This is a genomic window from Paraburkholderia sp. RL17-380-BIE-A, from assembly GCF_046028085.1.
In the GTDB taxonomy this organism is placed as follows: domain Bacteria; phylum Pseudomonadota; class Gammaproteobacteria; order Burkholderiales; family Burkholderiaceae; genus Paraburkholderia.
Map to the genome: position 1 here is coordinate 402016 of NZ_JARESQ010000003.1, position 16759 is coordinate 418774.

At 63.7% G+C, this 16759-nt stretch carries 16 protein-coding genes; 8 read left to right on the forward strand and 8 right to left on the reverse strand.

Annotated features, from left to right (window positions below; translation table 11 throughout):
- Positions 1 to 284 precede the first annotated feature (284 nt).
- Both P0D68_RS07060 and P0D68_RS07065 read left to right on the forward strand, forming a co-directional pair.
- Positions 285 to 1193, forward strand: a complete 909-nt coding sequence (locus P0D68_RS07060; protein ID WP_408297118.1) for a transglutaminase family protein — start codon at positions 285 to 287, stop codon at positions 1191 to 1193.
- Between the two features lie 102 nt (positions 1194 to 1295).
- On the forward strand, positions 1296 to 2099 hold the full coding sequence (locus P0D68_RS07065) for a transglutaminase-like domain-containing protein (RefSeq protein ID WP_091796051.1): 804 nt from the start codon (positions 1296 to 1298) through the stop codon (positions 2097 to 2099).
- Between the two features lie 62 nt (positions 2100 to 2161).
- On the opposite strand, the gene P0D68_RS07070 is transcribed toward P0D68_RS07065, so the two are convergent.
- The 4 genes from P0D68_RS07070 to P0D68_RS07085 form a co-directional block, all read right to left on the reverse strand.
- A complete protein-coding gene (locus P0D68_RS07070) occupies positions 2162 to 3370 on the reverse strand; it encodes an MFS transporter (protein ID WP_408297116.1) in 1209 nt (402 codons plus the stop codon).
- Positions 3371 to 3565: 195 nt separating this feature from the next.
- Positions 3566 to 4036, reverse strand: coding sequence for a VOC family protein (locus tag P0D68_RS07075; RefSeq protein ID WP_408297114.1), 471 nt, complete (start codon positions 4034 to 4036; stop codon positions 3566 to 3568).
- Positions 4037 to 4072: 36 nt separating this feature from the next.
- The gene (locus P0D68_RS07080; RefSeq protein WP_408297112.1) at positions 4073 to 4537 is read right to left on the reverse strand and encodes a VOC family protein; all 465 of its coding nucleotides are present in this window, start codon (positions 4535 to 4537) and stop codon (positions 4073 to 4075) included.
- 154 nt (positions 4538 to 4691) lie between these two features.
- Complete coding sequence (locus tag P0D68_RS07085) at positions 4692 to 6365, reverse strand: SH3 domain-containing protein (protein ID WP_408297110.1); 1674 nt, start codon at positions 6363 to 6365, stop codon at positions 4692 to 4694.
- Between the two features lie 260 nt (positions 6366 to 6625).
- Between P0D68_RS07085 and P0D68_RS07090 the strand changes: the two genes are divergently transcribed.
- Complete coding sequence (locus tag P0D68_RS07090; RefSeq protein ID WP_408297109.1) at positions 6626 to 7048, forward strand: TOBE domain-containing protein; 423 nt, start codon at positions 6626 to 6628, stop codon at positions 7046 to 7048.
- 176 nt (positions 7049 to 7224) lie between these two features.
- Positions 7225 to 7734, forward strand: a complete 510-nt coding sequence (gene msrC / locus P0D68_RS07095; RefSeq protein WP_408297107.1) for a free L-methionine (R)-S-oxide reductase MsrC — start codon at positions 7225 to 7227, stop codon at positions 7732 to 7734.
- Between the two features lie 217 nt (positions 7735 to 7951).
- Here the strand turns inward: msrC and P0D68_RS07100 are convergent, their stop codons facing one another.
- Positions 7952 to 8236, reverse strand: a complete 285-nt coding sequence (locus P0D68_RS07100; RefSeq protein ID WP_408468187.1) for a hypothetical protein — start codon at positions 8234 to 8236, stop codon at positions 7952 to 7954.
- 34 nt (positions 8237 to 8270) lie between these two features.
- Between P0D68_RS07100 and P0D68_RS07105 the strand changes: the two genes are divergently transcribed.
- Positions 8271 to 9980: a putative bifunctional diguanylate cyclase/phosphodiesterase gene (locus tag P0D68_RS07105; protein ID WP_408297103.1), complete on the forward strand. Its 1710-nt coding sequence runs from the start codon at positions 8271 to 8273 to the stop codon at positions 9978 to 9980.
- 125 nt (positions 9981 to 10105) lie between these two features.
- On the opposite strand, the gene P0D68_RS07110 is transcribed toward P0D68_RS07105, so the two are convergent.
- Positions 10106 to 10321 carry a hypervirulence associated TUDOR domain-containing protein gene (locus P0D68_RS07110; protein WP_408297101.1) on the reverse strand — a complete coding sequence of 72 codons (216 nt, stop codon included), beginning with the start codon at positions 10319 to 10321 and terminating at the stop codon, positions 10106 to 10108.
- A gap of 187 nt (positions 10322 to 10508) precedes the next feature.
- Here P0D68_RS07110 and P0D68_RS07115 point away from each other — a divergent pair, with 187 nt between their 5' ends.
- The 3 genes from P0D68_RS07115 (at position 10509) to P0D68_RS07125 (ending at position 13826) form a co-directional block, all read left to right on the forward strand.
- On the forward strand, positions 10509 to 11318 hold the full coding sequence (locus P0D68_RS07115; protein ID WP_408183403.1) for a mechanosensitive ion channel family protein: 810 nt from the start codon (positions 10509 to 10511) through the stop codon (positions 11316 to 11318).
- A 145-nt stretch (positions 11319 to 11463) separates the two neighbouring features.
- Positions 11464 to 12147, forward strand: coding sequence for a biliverdin-producing heme oxygenase (locus tag P0D68_RS07120; protein WP_177204999.1), 684 nt, complete (start codon positions 11464 to 11466; stop codon positions 12145 to 12147).
- A 20-nt stretch (positions 12148 to 12167) separates the two neighbouring features.
- Positions 12168 to 13826, forward strand: a complete 1659-nt coding sequence (locus tag P0D68_RS07125) for a sensor histidine kinase (protein WP_408297099.1) — start codon at positions 12168 to 12170, stop codon at positions 13824 to 13826.
- Between the two features lie 94 nt (positions 13827 to 13920).
- On the opposite strand, the gene P0D68_RS07130 is transcribed toward P0D68_RS07125, so the two are convergent.
- Both P0D68_RS07130 and P0D68_RS07135 read right to left on the reverse strand, forming a co-directional pair.
- Positions 13921 to 14358 (reverse strand): response regulator, encoded by a 438-nt coding sequence (locus P0D68_RS07130; RefSeq protein ID WP_408297492.1) that lies wholly within the window; start codon positions 14356 to 14358, stop codon positions 13921 to 13923.
- A gap of 10 nt (positions 14359 to 14368) precedes the next feature.
- On the reverse strand, positions 14369 to 16744 hold the full coding sequence (locus P0D68_RS07135; protein ID WP_408297097.1) for an ATP-binding protein: 2376 nt from the start codon (positions 16742 to 16744) through the stop codon (positions 14369 to 14371).
- Positions 16745 to 16759: the final 15 nt, after the last annotated feature.

The window sequence follows — 16759 nt, forward strand, 5'->3', positions numbered from 1 at the left end:
TTGCAGTTTTTGCCGGTTAGTTATGCACAGATTTGCGAACAGATTCTGTTGATAACTCCGAGCGCGCGCCGTACAGCCCAAATGAGTGTTTTCAACCAATATGGCGGGTGTATGCTCAACCCGTCAGTTTGTCGTTGACACCGCTCGACCACACCGGAATCCGGCCGTCGCTCATTGAGGATCAAAACCGCGCGGCGCGTTCTTCGCCCGCTGCGGCTGTGGCTTTTTTATAAGCGTGAACGCGATGGACAGGACGAACCCAGCGGCATCCATCGGGTGGTCAGATGAATGAGCCGCAGCGATTCACGGTGCGCCACGTCAGCATCTACCGTTACTCCGAACCCGTGCGTTTCGGCGAGCATCGCATGATGTTCCGTCCGCGCGCGAGTCACGATTTGCGCCTCGTGACCAACCAGTTGGTAATCACGCCCACGCCGTCGCGGCTGCATTGGCTGCACGACGTATTCGATAACTCGGTGGCGGTCGCGAGTTTCGCGGACAAGGCGCGCGAATTGCGCTTTGACAGCGAAGTGACGCTCGAGCACTTCGAAGCGCCAATGCCCGATTACGCACTCGAACCGTATGCGGTGAACTGGCCGTTCGCGTACACCAACGAGGAAGCGTCCGATCTCGTGAACGCGCGCAGCCGCCCGCATCCGGATAGCGACGTCGACGAATGGGCACGCCGTTTCGTGCCCACGGCGGGTGGCTCGGCTAAGGGCGGCAAAGGCGGCGCCGGCGGCACGATGGCGCTGCTACGCGCCATGACGCTCGAAATCAAGAGTTCGTTTTTCTATGTGCGCCGCACGGAGAAAGGCGTGAATCGCCCAGGCGAAACCTTGCGCAGTCGCAGTGGTAGTTGCCGCGATTTCGCCGTGCTGATGATGGACGCGGTCCGCTCGCTCGGTCTCGCGGCGCGCTTCGTGAGCGGCTATCTGTTCGTGCCCGACGTGCCCGAGCACGAGGCCACGCAAGGCGGCGGCGCGACGCACGCGTGGTTGCAAATCTATCTGCCGGGTGCCGGCTGGGTCGATTTCGATCCGACCAACAGCATTGTCGGCAACCGCCATCTGATTCGCGTGGCGGTGGCGTGGAACGCCTACCAGGCGTTGCCGTTGTGGGGCACGTGGCATGGGGCGCCGCATTCGTTTCAGGGTTTGCAGGTGGATGTGAGCGTGACCGAAGGCGCGTGAGTGTGACGCAAGGGCGAATAAGGACGCGACGATGTCCCGGATGCTCGAATCGAAACGTGTTCGCACGTCAATTGAACGTTTCAACTGGAAAAGGGCGCCGCGATGAAATTGCGCGTTGGGTACGAGCTGGTCTATGAATGTGTGCAACCGACGCCGATGCTGCTGATGTTGAACACCCACTATTCGCATGCGAAAGAGGTGCTCGATCCCGACCTGCTGGTGGTCGATCCGGCGGTGCCGATCCGCCAGTATCGCGACAGCTTCGGCAACCTGTGCAGCCGTCTCGTGGCGCCGCCGGGAAAAATTTCCTTTGCGACGCGCGCGGTGCTGGAGGTGTCGTCGGAGCCGGAGACGCGGCCGCCATACACCGAACAGCATCCCGTGGAAATGCTGCCTGACGATACGATGGTGTTTTTGCTGGGCAGCCGCTATTGCGAAACCGATCTGCTCTCCGAATTCGCGTGGCAGACCTTCGGCACACTGCCGCTTGGCCGTGTGCGCGTGGATGCGATTTGCAATTACGTGCACAACCACATCGTGTTCGGCTACGACTTTGCGCGGCCGACCAAGACCGCATGGCAAGCCTGGCAGGAGCGCAAAGGCGTATGCCGGGATTTCGCGCATCTGGCCGTGGCGCTATGCCGGGCCATGAATATTCCGGCGCGCTATTGCACGGGCTATATCAGCGATGTCGGCCTGCCGCCGCCCTACGCGCAGATGGACTTTGCCGCGTGGTTCGAAGCGTATATCGGCGGCTGCTGGCAGACGTTCGACCCGCGCAATAATGCGCCGCGTACGGGGCGTGTTCTGATGGCTCGCGGGCGCGACGCGGCCGATGTCGCGATCAGCAATGCCTTCGGGCCAACGCAACTGCTGAAGTTCGAGGTGGTGTGCGAGCCGGTTTAGAAGCGTGGCCGTTGAAGACAAACTTGATTCACAAGACGGCGCTCATGTGAATTGGCGCGGCATCATTCCCCCAGCGCGAGCCCGCGTTTCCTGCGCGCCAGCGCCGCGCCGATCGACACCGCCGCGCCGATACCACCCATTGTCAGCGACAGGATCACGATCAGCGGGCCGGCTTGCGTGCGTGCGGAGAACACGCTGACCAGAAGCCCGGCGAGCGGCTGTGTCATGTTGTTCAGCAGGATCACCACGCCGGTCGTCTTGCCGTAATCCTGTGGCGGAATGATTCGCTGCCGTGCGCTGCGAATGTACACGTTGAACATCTTGTCGAAGCCGACGATCAGCAGGAAGCCGAGCGCATAACCCCAGGGCGCCGCGCTGGCGCCGGCGATCACGCCGCCTGCGCAGATCGAAACGAAGGCGACGAGACCCAGGCGACGGGCCGGCCATGCGGCGCGGGCGATCGTCAACAGAATCAGCACCGTTGCCACGGCGCCGGCCGTCTGCAAGCCGGCGTAGTAGTGACTCGATTGCGCATGAACGCCGGTCACCATTGCAGCGGACGTGGCGAGCGTCACGCCGATCACCAGATTTTCGGCGGCGGCGAGCAGTACGACTTTCTTCAGGCCGGGTAGAACCAGCACGTGACGCAGCGCGATGCGCACGGGCAGCGTCCAGTGGCCCGCGTCGGCGGGCGGCGGATCCGTGGCCCGAAAACCGCTCGTACGTTGCCATAGCAGCAGCGCGCCGTCGGCGAGCAGAAACAGCACACCGGTTGCGCCGACCACCCATTCCCAACGCCACAGGCCGAGCAGCAGCGCGGCGAGCATCGGACCGAGCACGAAACCCAACTGGTCGGCCAACTGCGAATAGGCGAGTACACGCTGGAACCGCTGCGTGCTGAAGATCTGCGGCAGCATGACTTCACGCGCGACGAGCCCCTGGCTCGTCAACACGCCGCAAACCGCCGAAAGTGCGATCAGCCAGCCGATGCCGCCGAACATGGCATAAGCGATCATGCCGCCGAAACACGTCAGCGCGCGCACGGTCTGGCTGACGCGCATCAGTCTGAGCGGCGAGACGCGGTCGCACAAGGCGCCGAAGAAGGGAAACACCAGGTAGCGGGGCAGCGTTTCGATAAAGAACGCCAGCCCCGACCACGAAACCTGGTGTGTCGTCTGGAAGACGACGAGCGGCACGAGAAACAGCAGGACCTGATCGGCGAGACGCGCGACAAACAGCGAGCAGAAAAAAGCCTGATGGTTGACGCGCACCGTTGATGTCCCGCCGTTTATGGGTCGAGACCGATCCTATCAAAGATGGCGGTCTCGCGCCGCAGCGCACCGTGTTGCGCCGGGGAGTCAAGGCAAGCTCGCGAGCCGTGCGGGCGGAGCGCCGAGCTTGCGCGGAACTTTGCGCCTACCGTACGGCGAATACGCTCCAACCGCACGGCTTATCGCAACCTGCTGCTAGCCGCGATAAGCCGCTTCGAGCGGCGCGATATCCAGCTTGACCATATGCATCATGGTGGACATCACACGGCTCGCCCTGGCGGTGTCCGGGTCACGCAGCATTTCGCCGAGCACGTCCGGCACGATCTGCCACGAGACGCCGAACCTGTCCTGCAGCCAGCCGCATTGCCATGGCTTGCCGCCGTCGGTGAGTCGGGTCCAGTAGCGATCGATCTCCTCTTGCGAACGGCAGTGCACGAACAGCGAAATCGCCGGTGTGAAGGTGAACTGAGGGCCGCCGTTCAGCGCCATGAACTCCTGGCCTTCAATCTCGAACGTGACGGCCAGAACGTCACCCTTCGGCCCGGGGCCGGCGTCGGTGTAGTGCATCGTCGTGGCGATGCGGGAATCGGAAAACACGGACGTGTAGAAGCGGGCCGCTTCCTCCGCTTGGCCGTCGAACCACAGACACGGTGCAATCTTTTGCATGACGTAGCTCCTCCTTCTCACCGGACGAACCGCCCATTACTTCATGGCGGCCATGGCTTGCTGGATTTCTTCCGCGCTCAGGTCGCGCTTGTGCGTGGCCAGCGACCAGCTATGGCCGAACGGGTCTTTCAGCTGGCCGTAGCGGTCGCCCCAGAACATGTCGGTGACGGGCAACACGACGGTCGCGCCGGCCTCGACGGCCTGCTTGAAGCTGGCGTCGACATCTTCCACATAGTGGTGAATCGTGACCGGCGTGCCTTTCAGCGAATTCGGGCCGAACGAGTGGTGCTCGGGCCATTCGTCGGTCAGCATCAGCATGGAATCGCCGATCTTCAGGGTGGCGTGCATGACCTTGCCGCCCGGGCCGGGCAGGCGGATCTGTTCGACAGCGTTGAAGGCCTTGGTATAGAACGCGATGGCGTCCGCGGCGTTGGCGCAGATCAGGTACGGGGTGAGCGCGTGCATCCCGTCGGGGATCGGTTTGACAGCGTTGCTGGACATGACGGCGACTCCTTGAAGTAACAGGTTCGTGAGTTGAAAGACCGACTGTGCGAGTCAGGCCTTCAACGTTACGACGAGTGCATCACCGTTGAATCGACACTCCGGAAAAAATATTTTTTGCGCCGGGCGCGCTATGAACGCCCGGTCGGCCGTTTCAACCGGCGGAGTTGTCCTCCTCCGGCGGTGCGGTGGACGGCGCCGGAACGCCGCCATTCGGCGCGCCGAGGATGCTGATCTGGAAGGTCGGCGTGGCGGCCAGCGATTGCAGCGTGGCGTCTTCGGGGATGTGTTCGAAGAGCGGCAAGATCACCGAGCCGCCGATCACCGCGCGCCGGCTATTGTCGGCGGGCCGCAAGCCCCACACGTCCTGATAGACGACCGGCACCGCGCTGCCGTTGCGCGTGGTGTTGCCGATATACAGCATCACATGGCCGCCGATGTAGATCAGCGTGCGCAACGGCTCGCCGTGCTGCGCCAGATAGTCGAGCCGCTGGGCGGGCGTGGACGACGACAGGTCGATCAGGCGCCCGGCGCTCATCTGCGTGGACGAATGGCGCGGCAGCCAGACGCCGAACGCCGCGAAGATGCTTTGCAGCTCCGACGAGCAGTCGTTGTAGATGCCGCTATTGCCCCATCCGTAAGGCCGTCCGATCAGCGTTTTCATCAGCGTCGCCAGATGGCGCGGCGTGGCGGCGAGCGGTGTCGGCGCGATTTGCGCGTCGCTCAGGGCGGCGGTGCGGATCAGCGCCTCGCCGTCCGCGTTGCGGGCCGGAACGAGCACCCGGCGCGTCACCGGGGTCGTGCTCGTGCCGGTCTTGTCGCTTGCTTCGCCCGTGCTGCCCGGGTCGCTAGGGTCGCTTTTCCGGCTCGCGTTACCCGTGCCGCTGGCGACGCGTTTGCCCGACGCCGGCCGTGCCGCATCGGCTGGCACGAGGGGCAGCAGCGTGCCGGCCGGCGCGTCGAAGCGGAACACGCCGCGGCTGTCGCGTACAGGCGCCGACGCGACGATCACCGCCCCGAGCGATTTGCCGGTCGCGGCGCGCCATGTGTCGACGAAGCGATCGTCGGTCATGCCCACGCCGTCGCTGCGCACCCAGCCCTGCACATCGGGCGTCTGCACATAGAGCCACGCACCGTCGACGCTGCCCCCGAGCACGTACAGCGGCGTTCCCGGCCGTGCGGCGGAAATCTGCAGGTTGTCGAACGGATAGCCTTCGCCGGCCAGACGGTGGTCGTAGAACGAGGGGTCGGTGGTCGGCAGTTCGCGCAGCATCAGGTTGCCGGTGGCGATCGCGCGGCGCTCGGGCCGGTAGACGGGCGTCTGCGTGAACTGCCCGACGTTCATGTTGTGCGCGATTGCGTCGATCCACGCCTTGTCGTGCGGCCGGAAGTTTTCTCCGTAGCCGATGCTCGCGCCAGGCTTGCCGGTGTTGTCGAACTTGTCGATGCGCCGCTGCTGCAATGCGGCAATATCCGCACCTTGCTGGCGATAGACGCGCATCGTCACGAAGCTGGCGTTCCACGGCGAGGACGCCGCGGTGCCGGTGCCGAAGTAGCGCGCGTAAAGCACCTGGAAATGGGCGTGCTGATCCGCGGGGCTCAGGAACGGCTGGTCGTAGCCTGGGCTGTCCGGTTCGAGCCAGTGATCGACGTTCTGGTCGTAGCCGGCGATCGGGAACAGCGAGACGGTGTCGACCGGCGCGTGCGTGTCGCGCGTCGGCGACGGGTTGCTGCAGGCGGTGGCCGCCACCAGAGCCGCGCCCAGTGCGGCGGCGCGGCAGGCGTTCGGCCATGCGGCGGCAAGACGGGATAGAACGACAACGGGCATGAGATTCAGCGGAGTAAGTAGAGGACACGATGATACGGTGTCGGCGCGTCGTGGCGCATGTCGTGCCCGCGCCGCATGATGGCGGCTCGTATGCAACGCGTATGTGGTTTCATTGGGGTTCGTATCGTCAATAGCGGCTGCGCGATAGTGTGCTTTACGCGCGGGCTGCCGCAACCGGCGAGCGTTCCACTACACTCTCTGCCTAACCAAACGCATCGCCTCGAAACATGCTCGAGAGGCGGCATGACCAGGAGAACACCATGCAAACCAGCGCACGTAACCATTTCGCCGGCGAAGTCATCGGACTCACCCATGGCGCCGTGAACGACGAAGTCACGCTGCGCACTCAGGAGGGTCTCGAGATCGTCTCGATCATCACGCATGGCAGCGCGACCTCGCTCGGCCTCGCGGTCGGCAAGAAAGCGTTCGCGCTGGTCAAGGCTTCGTCGGTGATCGTGATGGTCGACGTGACGAAGAACCAGGTGTCGGCGCGCAACTGCATCGCCGGTACGGTGTCTGCGGTCACGAAGGGTGCGGTGAACTCGGAAGTGTCGATCGGCGCCGGCGGCGCGCAGATCGCCGCGATTATCACCAACGAGAGCGTCGATCGTCTCGGTCTCGCGAACGGCAAAGCGGCGACGGCGATTTTCAAGGCATCGAGCGTGATCATCGGCGTCGAGTAACGGTCGATCGCGACCGGATTCATTTTCGTCGGCTTGCGCGTTGAACGACAGCCGGCAGGCAGATGGAGCCGGAAGAGCGAGGCCGTGTGCCCAGCGAGCGTGGTGAAGGAAACGGCAGCTTGCTTTAAACTGCACGACTCGCTATTCCTCTTTCCGCTTTCATCACGGACGCCGTCATGTTCGAAGTCTCCTCCGCCTCGCATCTGCCCAAAGCCGCGCACTACGAAGAATTGATCGGCCAGGCGCGCTCGCTGCTCGCCGGCGAAACCGACTGGATCGCCAACGCCGCGAATTTTTCCGCCTTCGTGTTTCATTCCCTCAGTGATCTGAACTGGGCCGGCTTCTATTTCCACGACGGTCACGAACTGGTCGTCGGGCCGTTTCAGGGCAAGCCCGCGTGCGTGCGCATCGCGCTCGGCAAAGGCGTATGCGGCACGGCGGCGCAAACCCGTCAGACGCAGGTCGTGCGCGACGTGCATGAGTTTCCCGGGCATATCGCCTGCGATTCGGCCTCGCAATCGGAAATCGTCGTGCCGCTCGTCGCGCCGGACGGCACGCTGATCGGCGTGTGGGATGTCGACAGCCCGGTCGTCGCGCGCTTCGACGAAGAAGACGCGAAGGGCATGGAAGCGCTGTGCGCGGTGTTCATCGAGGCAGCGTTGCCGCGCGCCGCGTCGGCTTCCTGAGGATGAAGCGGCGGTGGTGCCGAAGCACCCCATCCTTTTTCATCCGTAGAGTAGCTTCAACGTTCCCCCGCATTACCCCGCAATTGCACTTTCGATAGCCGCGACTGCGACAGTCTCAGCCGCTATCGGCATCCGGTGGCGTTCGCCACCGAGATCGCCGACCAACCCATCAGCGTGATTCCGCTCGACGCACCCTTGTGGTGTTCCGCGTGAGCGGTTAACTGGCGCGCATGCGATAACTGCCTGTCACGATCAAAACGCCTGCCACTCCCTCCGTCGCCGTCATGCCCGAAAGCAAGGGGGCGCCATAGATAAAAAATCGCCACCGATGCAGCAACGAATCGGGGATTACACCAAGGGAAACGATTGGCGCGACGAATGCGAGGCCTGCGAGGTCGGCGGGGGTGCGAAAGCCGTTATCATACGCACGATCCTCCAGTACATTGGACCCGATTTTCAAGGCCTTACAGTTTGCGCGCGCGTCAAGAACACGTTCGATCACATCCACTACTCAGGAATATCAAAAGGCTGGCGCGATGCACGACCACCTCTTCGCCGAATCGCGCACGCGCGACGCCGCGCTAGCCTCGGCGCCTTGCGGTATGTTCATCTGCGCCGCGGACGGCACCTTCGAGTCCGTCAATGCTGCTTTCGAAAAGCTAACGGGGTTTGCGGCAGAACACCTGATCGGCGTGCGTACCTTCGAATCGTTGTTCGATCCGGCCGAATTCGCGAGGCGCCACACCGAACTGCCGCCGCTCGCCATGGTGACCTCGCGCTATGAAGGCGAATGGAGTTTCCTGCGCCGCAATGGCACGCCGATTCGCGTGGTGCTCGCGTTGGCGCCGCTCGTCCAGGGTCCGGCGCATGCTGGCGGAATCGCCGCGCGTCCGGCGCGCTACGTGGGCATGGCCTTCGACATGACGCGTTACGCGCAGTCCGAAGCGCGCCTCTGGTACGTCGCACATCACGACGGCGTGACCCGTCTGCCGAATCAAACGCTGTTTACCGAACGGCTGGAACTGACGATCGCGCGTTGCCAGCGTAACGGCAGCGGTTTTACCGTGCTGATCGCCGAGCTCGATCATCTGCGCAAACTGCGCGATGCGCTTGGATTGCACGCGGCCGAGCTCGTGCTGCAGATCGTCGGTGAACGGTTGCGTGGTCTCTTTCCAAACGACGGCACGATCGCCTCGATCGGCGGAACGCAGTTCGCGTTGCTGGTCAACGAAACCGGTGCGGCCGCCGACGCCTTCGCCGCTGAAGCATTAGGCCGTATCGCCGAAGCAATCGATTACGCCGGCACGACGTTGAACATTACCGCGAGCATCGGCATCGTGGCTTATCCAGCCGACGGCGGCGATGCGCCTACGCTGATGCGTCGCGCGGGCGTGGCGTTGTCGGCGGCCTCGGCCGTGACCGGCAATGCGGTGCGGCGTTTTTCCACTGCACTGGAAGGTCAGGCCGCGCGCCGCTTCGAACTGGAGACCATGCTTCGCGAAGCGATCGAGCGGCAGCAACTGCATCTCGTGTATCAACCGCAGGTGACGCTCGCCAACGGCCACATCGCGCAAGTCGAAACCCTGCTGCGCTGGAACCATCCGCAGCGCGGCCTGATCAGCCCCGTCGAATTCGTGCCGGTTGCGGAGGAGGCGGGTTTGATCGAGCAGATCGGCGAATGGGTGATCCGGACCGCATGCCGCGACGCCGGCAAATTGCTCCGGCTGACCGGCACGTTGCCGCGCTTCGCGGTCAATGTGTCGCCGCAGCAGTTCCAGCGGCAAAACCTGTTCGAGACGATCCGCGAGGCGCTGGAAGAGGCCGCGCTCGACCCTTCCTACCTCGAGGTGGAAATCACCGAGGGTGTCCTCCTCGGCGACACCGAGCAAGCTTTGCAGACGCTCTTTGCGTTGCGCGATCTGGGCGTGGAAGTGGCGGTGGACGACTTCGGCACCGGCTATTCGAGCCTCGCGTATCTGACGCGTTTTCCGCTGAATCGCCTGAAAATCGACCGCTCTTTTGTGATGCGCATGAGCACCGATCCACAGTGCGAGGCGCTGGTCGGCGCGATCATCGCCATGGCGCATGCGCTCAAACTGCGCGTGACGGCCGAAGGCGTCGAAACGGCGGAGCAGGCGGCGCAACTGGAAGCGCTCGGTTGCGATGAAGCGCAAGGCTTCTGGTTCTCGCGTCCGATTACCGTGGGCGCGCTGCGCAATCTGTTGAGGCCGTTGGGCACACACTGAGGCGCGCGCTTGACGGCGGGTTGCTAACGGGCCAGCAAGCTTTGCCGATCGCGGCGCCATAGTTCGCAGGTCAATCAATGTGCTTAGCCATCCGTATTAAATGACGCCTGGCGCTCGCGTCTCATTCATTTCCCGATCCGATGCAATGCGTCGCCGCGATGAACGGCCCGCTTGCCGCTTTTCTCACTTTCCACTTCGTAATGCGGATCGGACTTCGACGCATTGACGGTTCTGCCGTCCACGCTCGTATGGGAAGAAATGACACGCACGACCTTGCCATGCGTGACGCCTTGCGGCGTATTCCAACTTACGCGATCTTCCGGCTTCAGATGTTGAGACATGAGACGCTCCTGTGCGCGGGCTAACGCGGCTTGAAATCCCCTTGCTTACAAGGCTTTGCATGATTGCACTGCTTTGGTTCGCAACAAGGAGCAAACAGCGTGCCTCCGCCCACGAAACGAAGGGAGCAGGAACATATCCTGCTTCCTGCGTCAGGATATTTCTATCGCAACGGAACGAAGACTCAAGATGAATGATCTCCTTACCCGACTCTTTCACTTCCAGCCGTCGTTGCTCGTCACCCTGACTCACGACGCCCTTCATATCGTGCTGGCCGTGCTGATCCTCGTAGTCGGCTGGTGGCTGTCGAATCGCGTCGGCGCGATGTTCGCGCGCGCGCTCGCGCGTACGCATGCCGACCCGACGCTCGCGCCGATGCTGGCGGCCATGAGCACCTGGGCCGTGCGCGTGCTGGTGTTCATCGCGGCGCTGAGCGAGGTCGGCATCGCGACCGCCAGCGTGCTCGCGGTGCTCGGCGCGGCGGGCCTCGCGATCGGACTCGCGTTGCAAGGCACGCTGCAAAATATCGCTGCGGGGATGATGCTGTTGATGTTGCGGCCGTTTCGCGTCGGCGACGTGATTGAAGGCAGCGGCGCGGCAGCGGGTATCGTTCGCGAAGTGGGGCTTTTCACCACGCGCATCGAGCGCGGCGACGGCAACGCGGTGTTCGTGCCGAACAGCCAGATCTGGAGCAATCCGGTGATCAACTACAGCAGCGGCGGCACGCAGCGTATCGAGGTCGAAGTGGGGCTCGCGCAGCGTAAAGACGTCGACGCCGCGATCGGCCAATTGAAGAAACTGGTCGCCGACGAACCGCGTGTGCTGAGCGGCGCCACGCTCGCGCCGATCGTCACGGTGGCGGATTATCCCGACGATGGCGGCGCGACGCTGCGCATCGCGGCATGGGTTCGCACGCCGGATGCGTCGCTCACCAGCGACGACCTGCACGACCACGCGCAGGCCGCGCTCGAGCAGGCCGGTTGCCCGGTTGCGGCCTAGTTTGCGGCGCGCCTGGATCGTGCCACCTGGTGCTCGCTCAACGAGTGCCTCGCGGCTGGAACACGCCTCAACGCGCGAGGCACCCCGTGCAAAACGCGTCTCGCGCCACCAGACAGCCGCCCCTATAATCAGACCCTGCTCATTCATGTTGAACCGGACCCGTTTGATCGACACACCTGAATCCGCCAGCCGCTCACCGAGCGGCGAGGACGGCGCAGTCGGCGCAGTCGGAGTGCTGGGCGCGCTGCGCGCCGCGACCGCGCAACGCCATGAACTGCTGCACGAGATCATGCCGCTGTCGGTGGACAGTGTGGCGTTGCGCGACTACCTCGCGCATCTGGCGATTCTGCGTGACTGGCTAGCGCCGCTCGAAGCCTGGCTCGACACTTTCAGCGACGGTCCGCAATCGCCGGCGTCGCCGGCACGCATGAATCGCCTTGCGCTGATCGACGCTGATCTTTCGCACGAATCGGTCGAACCGCAAGACCGGGGCGGCACGCTGTCATCGAACACCACGAGCAGCTGGCTCGGCGACGCCAGCGCGGCTTACCGCTGGGGCGTCTGCTACGTGATCGAAGGGTCCCAGCTAGGCGGCGCGGTGTTGTACGCGCGTCTGCAAGCGCGCCTCGCTCCGCATCCTCTCGGCTATCTGAACGCGGGGCGCGAGTCGCTCGGCGCGCGCTGGCAAGTTTTCCATCGGGCGATCGCCGCTGAAGTCGACACACCCACCCTGATTGACGAAGCGTGCGGCGGCGCGGCCGATGCGTTCGACCGTTTGATCGAGCTCGCTCGGCTCCGTGTCACGGCTGCCTGCGTGAGCGCCGATTGAAGCGCGACCGGAACACGCCTATGGATAGCCGCCACCAGGATTCTTCCTCGCCGTCTCACCAGTTCGACGCAGCGGTCGCATTCGAGGCGCTGCCCGATGCCTATCTGATTCTCAACCATCGCTACGAAATCCTGCTCGCCAACGCGCGCTATCTCGACCTGACGGGGCAGTCGTTGAGCGATCTGCAAGGTAAATCGATTCTCGACGTCAATCAGTTCGGACCGGCAGAACAGCGGGAAGCGCGGCGCGCATGGCTGATCGGCGCATTGCGCGATCTGTCGCCGGGCGGCTCGAAATGGTCGCCGCTGTTTCGCTACGAAATGCCCGAGCACCGTGACGCCAAGCCCAATGGTGAGGCAGCAGGCGAGCTACGGGTGCCGCGCTACTGGAAAATCAAGGCGAGCCTGCTGGGTGCGCGTCACGGGCAAGGCGGCACGATCGCGCTGCGCGTGAGCGAAGTGACCGAGCGGGTCTCCGATTACGAACGCGATCAGCGCGAACGCGCGAAGCTGCGCTCGCAGGCGCAACTGCGGCAGCTCCTCGCCGATGAAGCCAAAGCGCAATTGCGCGAGCATCAGGAACGCTTTCAGATTGCCATGGCGTTTTCGCAACTGGGCGCATGGGAGCTCGATCCGGTAACCGGCGCGATCGAATGCACCGATCAATGCAAGTCGAACCTGGGTCTGGATTCGAACGCGTTGCTCACCGAACAGCGCCTGTTCGGCGAAGTCGTGCATCCCGAAGACCGTAGCCGGTTGCGCGACGCGATGAATCAGGCGCTGGCGGCTCACGACCATTTCGAAGTCGACTTCCGCATTGGCTGGGCGAGCGGCGCGGTCCGCTGGATTCTGGTGCGCGGTGTCGGACGGTTCCTGCCGGATGGCACGTTGAGCTCCGTCATTGGCTTCACGCTCGACATCACATCGCGCAAGGAGGCGGAGCTCGAGCAACGCGAGATCGCCGCGTCCGAAAAACGCGCGCGCGAACACAGTGAGCGCCTTGCCATGGCAATGGATCATTTCGTCACCACGGTCAGCCACGAACTACGGTCGCCGCTATCGGCCATCATTTCATGGACCGACCTGTTGCAGCGCGCGGCCGATCCTTCGCATCTCGCGCGCGCCACCGGCGTGATCAGCCGCAACGCACGGCAGCTCTCGCATATGGTGGACGATCTGCTCGATAGCGGCGCGATCGTGACCGGAAAACTGTCGGTCAATTTGCAGCCCGTCGATCTCGGCGCGCTGGCCGGGATTGTCGTCGAAGATATGCGCATGCATGCCGAAGCCAAAGGTCTGCGGCTGATCGCGGACGATCTGACCTCGGCCATGGTGCTCGCCGACGAAGGCCGGATGAAACAGGTGGTCTGGAATCTCGTGTCGAATGCGGTGAAGTTCAGCGCGCAAGGCACGATTGAACTCTCGGTTCGGGCGGACGGCGAGCGCGTCGAACTCGCGGTGCGCGATACGGGACTCGGTCTGGATGGGGAGTCGCTGGAGCGGATATTCGACCGCTTTCAGCAATTCGGCGCCGACGGGTCGGGACGCGTGGCGGGTCTCGGGTTGGGACTGTGGCTCGTCAAGAACCTGGTGGACCTGCACGGCGGCACGATCACCGCTGAGAGCCCAGGCTTGGGGCAGGGCGCGACGTTCCGCGTCAGGTTGCCGGCATACCGCTAGGCGGCTTCGTTTCGCGCGGTGTGCCCGGCTTTGCTATTTGGGCTTTCCACGCCGGCAAGCGCCGGCGCTTCGATGAATTCGCCCAGCGCATTGGTCAACGTGGGTACGGCGGCGGTTCGTTCAGCACAGCCCAGAACATGCCGAGGTCGTTGATGGCAGCCATGAAGTCGTCGAACGCGACCGGCTTTACCACGTAGGCATTCACGCCCAGATCGTAGCTGCGCAACAAGTCGCTTTCTTCCCGCGACGAAGTCAGCATGACCACCGGAATACGCTTGAGTTTTTCATCGCCGCGCACGGCCTTCAGGACTTCGTGACCGTCGATCTTCGGCAGCTTCTTGTCGAGCAGAATCACGGCGGGATTGTCTTCCGAGCGATTCGCCCATTGCCCTTCGCGGCGCAAATATTGGAGCGCTTCCTCGCCGTCGCGCAGCGACACGACCGGATTCGCGAGGCGGGTTTTCTCCAGCGCGATCAGCGTGAGTTCCACGTCGTTCGGATTGTCTTCAACCAGCAGGATCGGTCTTAGCACGCTCTGTCCTTCATTTCGGTTCATCTTTCGACTCCTTCGGCACGGGGCGAAAGCGCTTGCCCGGTGACAATGCAGTCAGCCGTGCCACTGCCGCCGCCGCGGACTCTTCGCCCTGGCTTGCGTCGGCAATGAATACATGAGGCAGCGAGAAATAAACGGCCGCCCCTTTGTCGATCTCGCCGGTCGCCCAGGCTTTACCGCCGTGCCGCTCGACAATGCGTTTAACGCCAGCAAGCCCGATGCCCGTGCCGTCGAATTCTTCAATGCGATGCAGCCGCTGGAACACGCCGAACAGTTTGTCGACGTAGCGCATGTCGAAACCGACGCCGTTGTCTTTGACGAAAAAGACGTCCTGGCCAGCCAGTTCGCCTTCACCCGCATAGCGGCCGATTTCGATTTCCGCGTGCTCGCGGGTCGCCGTGAATTTTACCGCGTTCTCGATCAGGTTCCGAAGCACCACGTGCATCAGCACGGCGTCCGCGTTGACGTGACCCAGTGGGCCGACGCGCCATGCAATGTTGCGCGAGGGCGCATCTTTGACTTCGTCGGCGATCAGCGCGTCGGTCATGACTTGCAGATCGACCGATTGCGGACGCAGCGCCGCGCGTCCCATCTGCGAAAAAGCCAGCAGGTCGTCGACCAGTTTGCCGCCAAAGCGCGCCGACGAAATGATTCGCTCCACGAAATGACTGCCGCGCTCCGACAGACGCTCGCTTTCCATTTCGCGCAGCAGATCGGCAAACCCGACGATGTGCCGCAGCGGGGCACGCAAATCGTGCGACACCGTGTACGAGAAGCCTTCGAGTTCCTTGTTGGCGCGCCCGAGTTCGAGCGCCAGTTGCGCGAGTTCTTCCGCGCGACGCAGCACGATGCCGAGCAGCGCGGTGCGGAATTCGACGGCGATTTCGAGTTCGGCAGGACGCCAGGCAAGTGAGCGTCCACGCACGGTATCGGTCCAGACGTCGAAGCTCTGGCGCGGCGAGAGCGAGGCGGACAAGCCCGCCAGCTTCGCGCGCGGATCGCCCGCCCATTTGATCGTTTGAACGACTTCTTCGCGAAACCACAGCACGTAATTGCGAAACAGCTTCGAAATCGACACGGCGAGCAGGCCCGCGTAGTGCGGATTGGCCGGCAGGACGGGGCAGGCCGTGGCAAGCGAGTCGGTGTCGAAGGTGTCATCTACTCGCGTGTCGAGCCACTCGACGAGCTTCGCGACTTCCGGCTCGGAAGGCGTGGTGCCGACCAGCAGCACGCGCCCGTCGAAGACGATCGCCGCGCCGTCCGATGCGGTCAGCCCGAGCAGATCCTTCGGGTCGTTGGCGAGCGCGTCCGTGAAGCTTTCCGTGTTGGCCATCGCGGCCAGCAGGCGCGCGAGCGTGCGACGCAGTTCGAGCCGGTATTGGGCTTGCGCGTGTTCCTCTTTCGCTTCGATCTGCAGCGACAGGATCTGCGCGATATGCTCGCACGCGGTGCGCACCTCGAAGGGCGGCACACGCGCGCTGTCGTGATGGCAGGAGATCAGCCCCCACAGTTTGCCGCGCACCACGATCGACATCGACATGGACGACAGCGTGCCCATGTTCTTCATGTATTGCACGTGTACCGGCGAGACGCTGCGCAGCGACGCGTAGGTCAGATCGGTCGGTTTGCCTGTCGAGGGATGCAGCGGCGGGACCAGCGGCGAGGGCCGATAGTCGGCGTCGGCGATCAGGCGAATGCGGTTGCGCACATAGAGCGCGCGCGCTTGCGCAGGGATGTCCGAGCCAGGAAAGTGCTGGTCCGCGTAGGAGGCGTAGCCAGGTTCGACGTGCTCGGCGATCACGTGGCCGCTGCCCGTGCTGTCGAAGTTGTAGACCAGTGTGCGGCCGTAACCGGTGATGCGCTGGACTTCGTCGGCGGCGAGTTGCGCGAGGCCCTCGACGGTCTGCACTTCCTCGAGACGGTTGATGAACGTGCGCACCAGCGGGTACATCGACGAGAACACGTCGAGCGTGCCGCGCGCGGGCTCCAGTTCGACGATCGCGATGCCCTCATGACGATGCACGATGACCGCGAACGGCGTGGCGCGCGCGCCGTTGGCATTGGCGCGCCGATCGCTCATCGAGCCGATATAAAGCGGGATGCCGTCTTCCTGATGCGTGGCCAGCGCCTCGACGATGAGCGCTGCCCATTCGTCGCCGACGATCCGCGCAATCGGCTGGCCCGGCGCTTGTTCGGCGGGCGAGCCCGTCAACGCTGCGACGTTGGCGCTGACTTGCAGCAGGGTGCCGTCGGGCGCGATGCTGAACAGAAAGCCGTGCGGCTGGATGCCGCCTGGAATGTGGATGGGTTCTCTCGCGCAGTCGGCTTCGACTGTCGAAGACGCGGAAGATGTGAGGTCTGCCATGCGTGCTCCACGAAC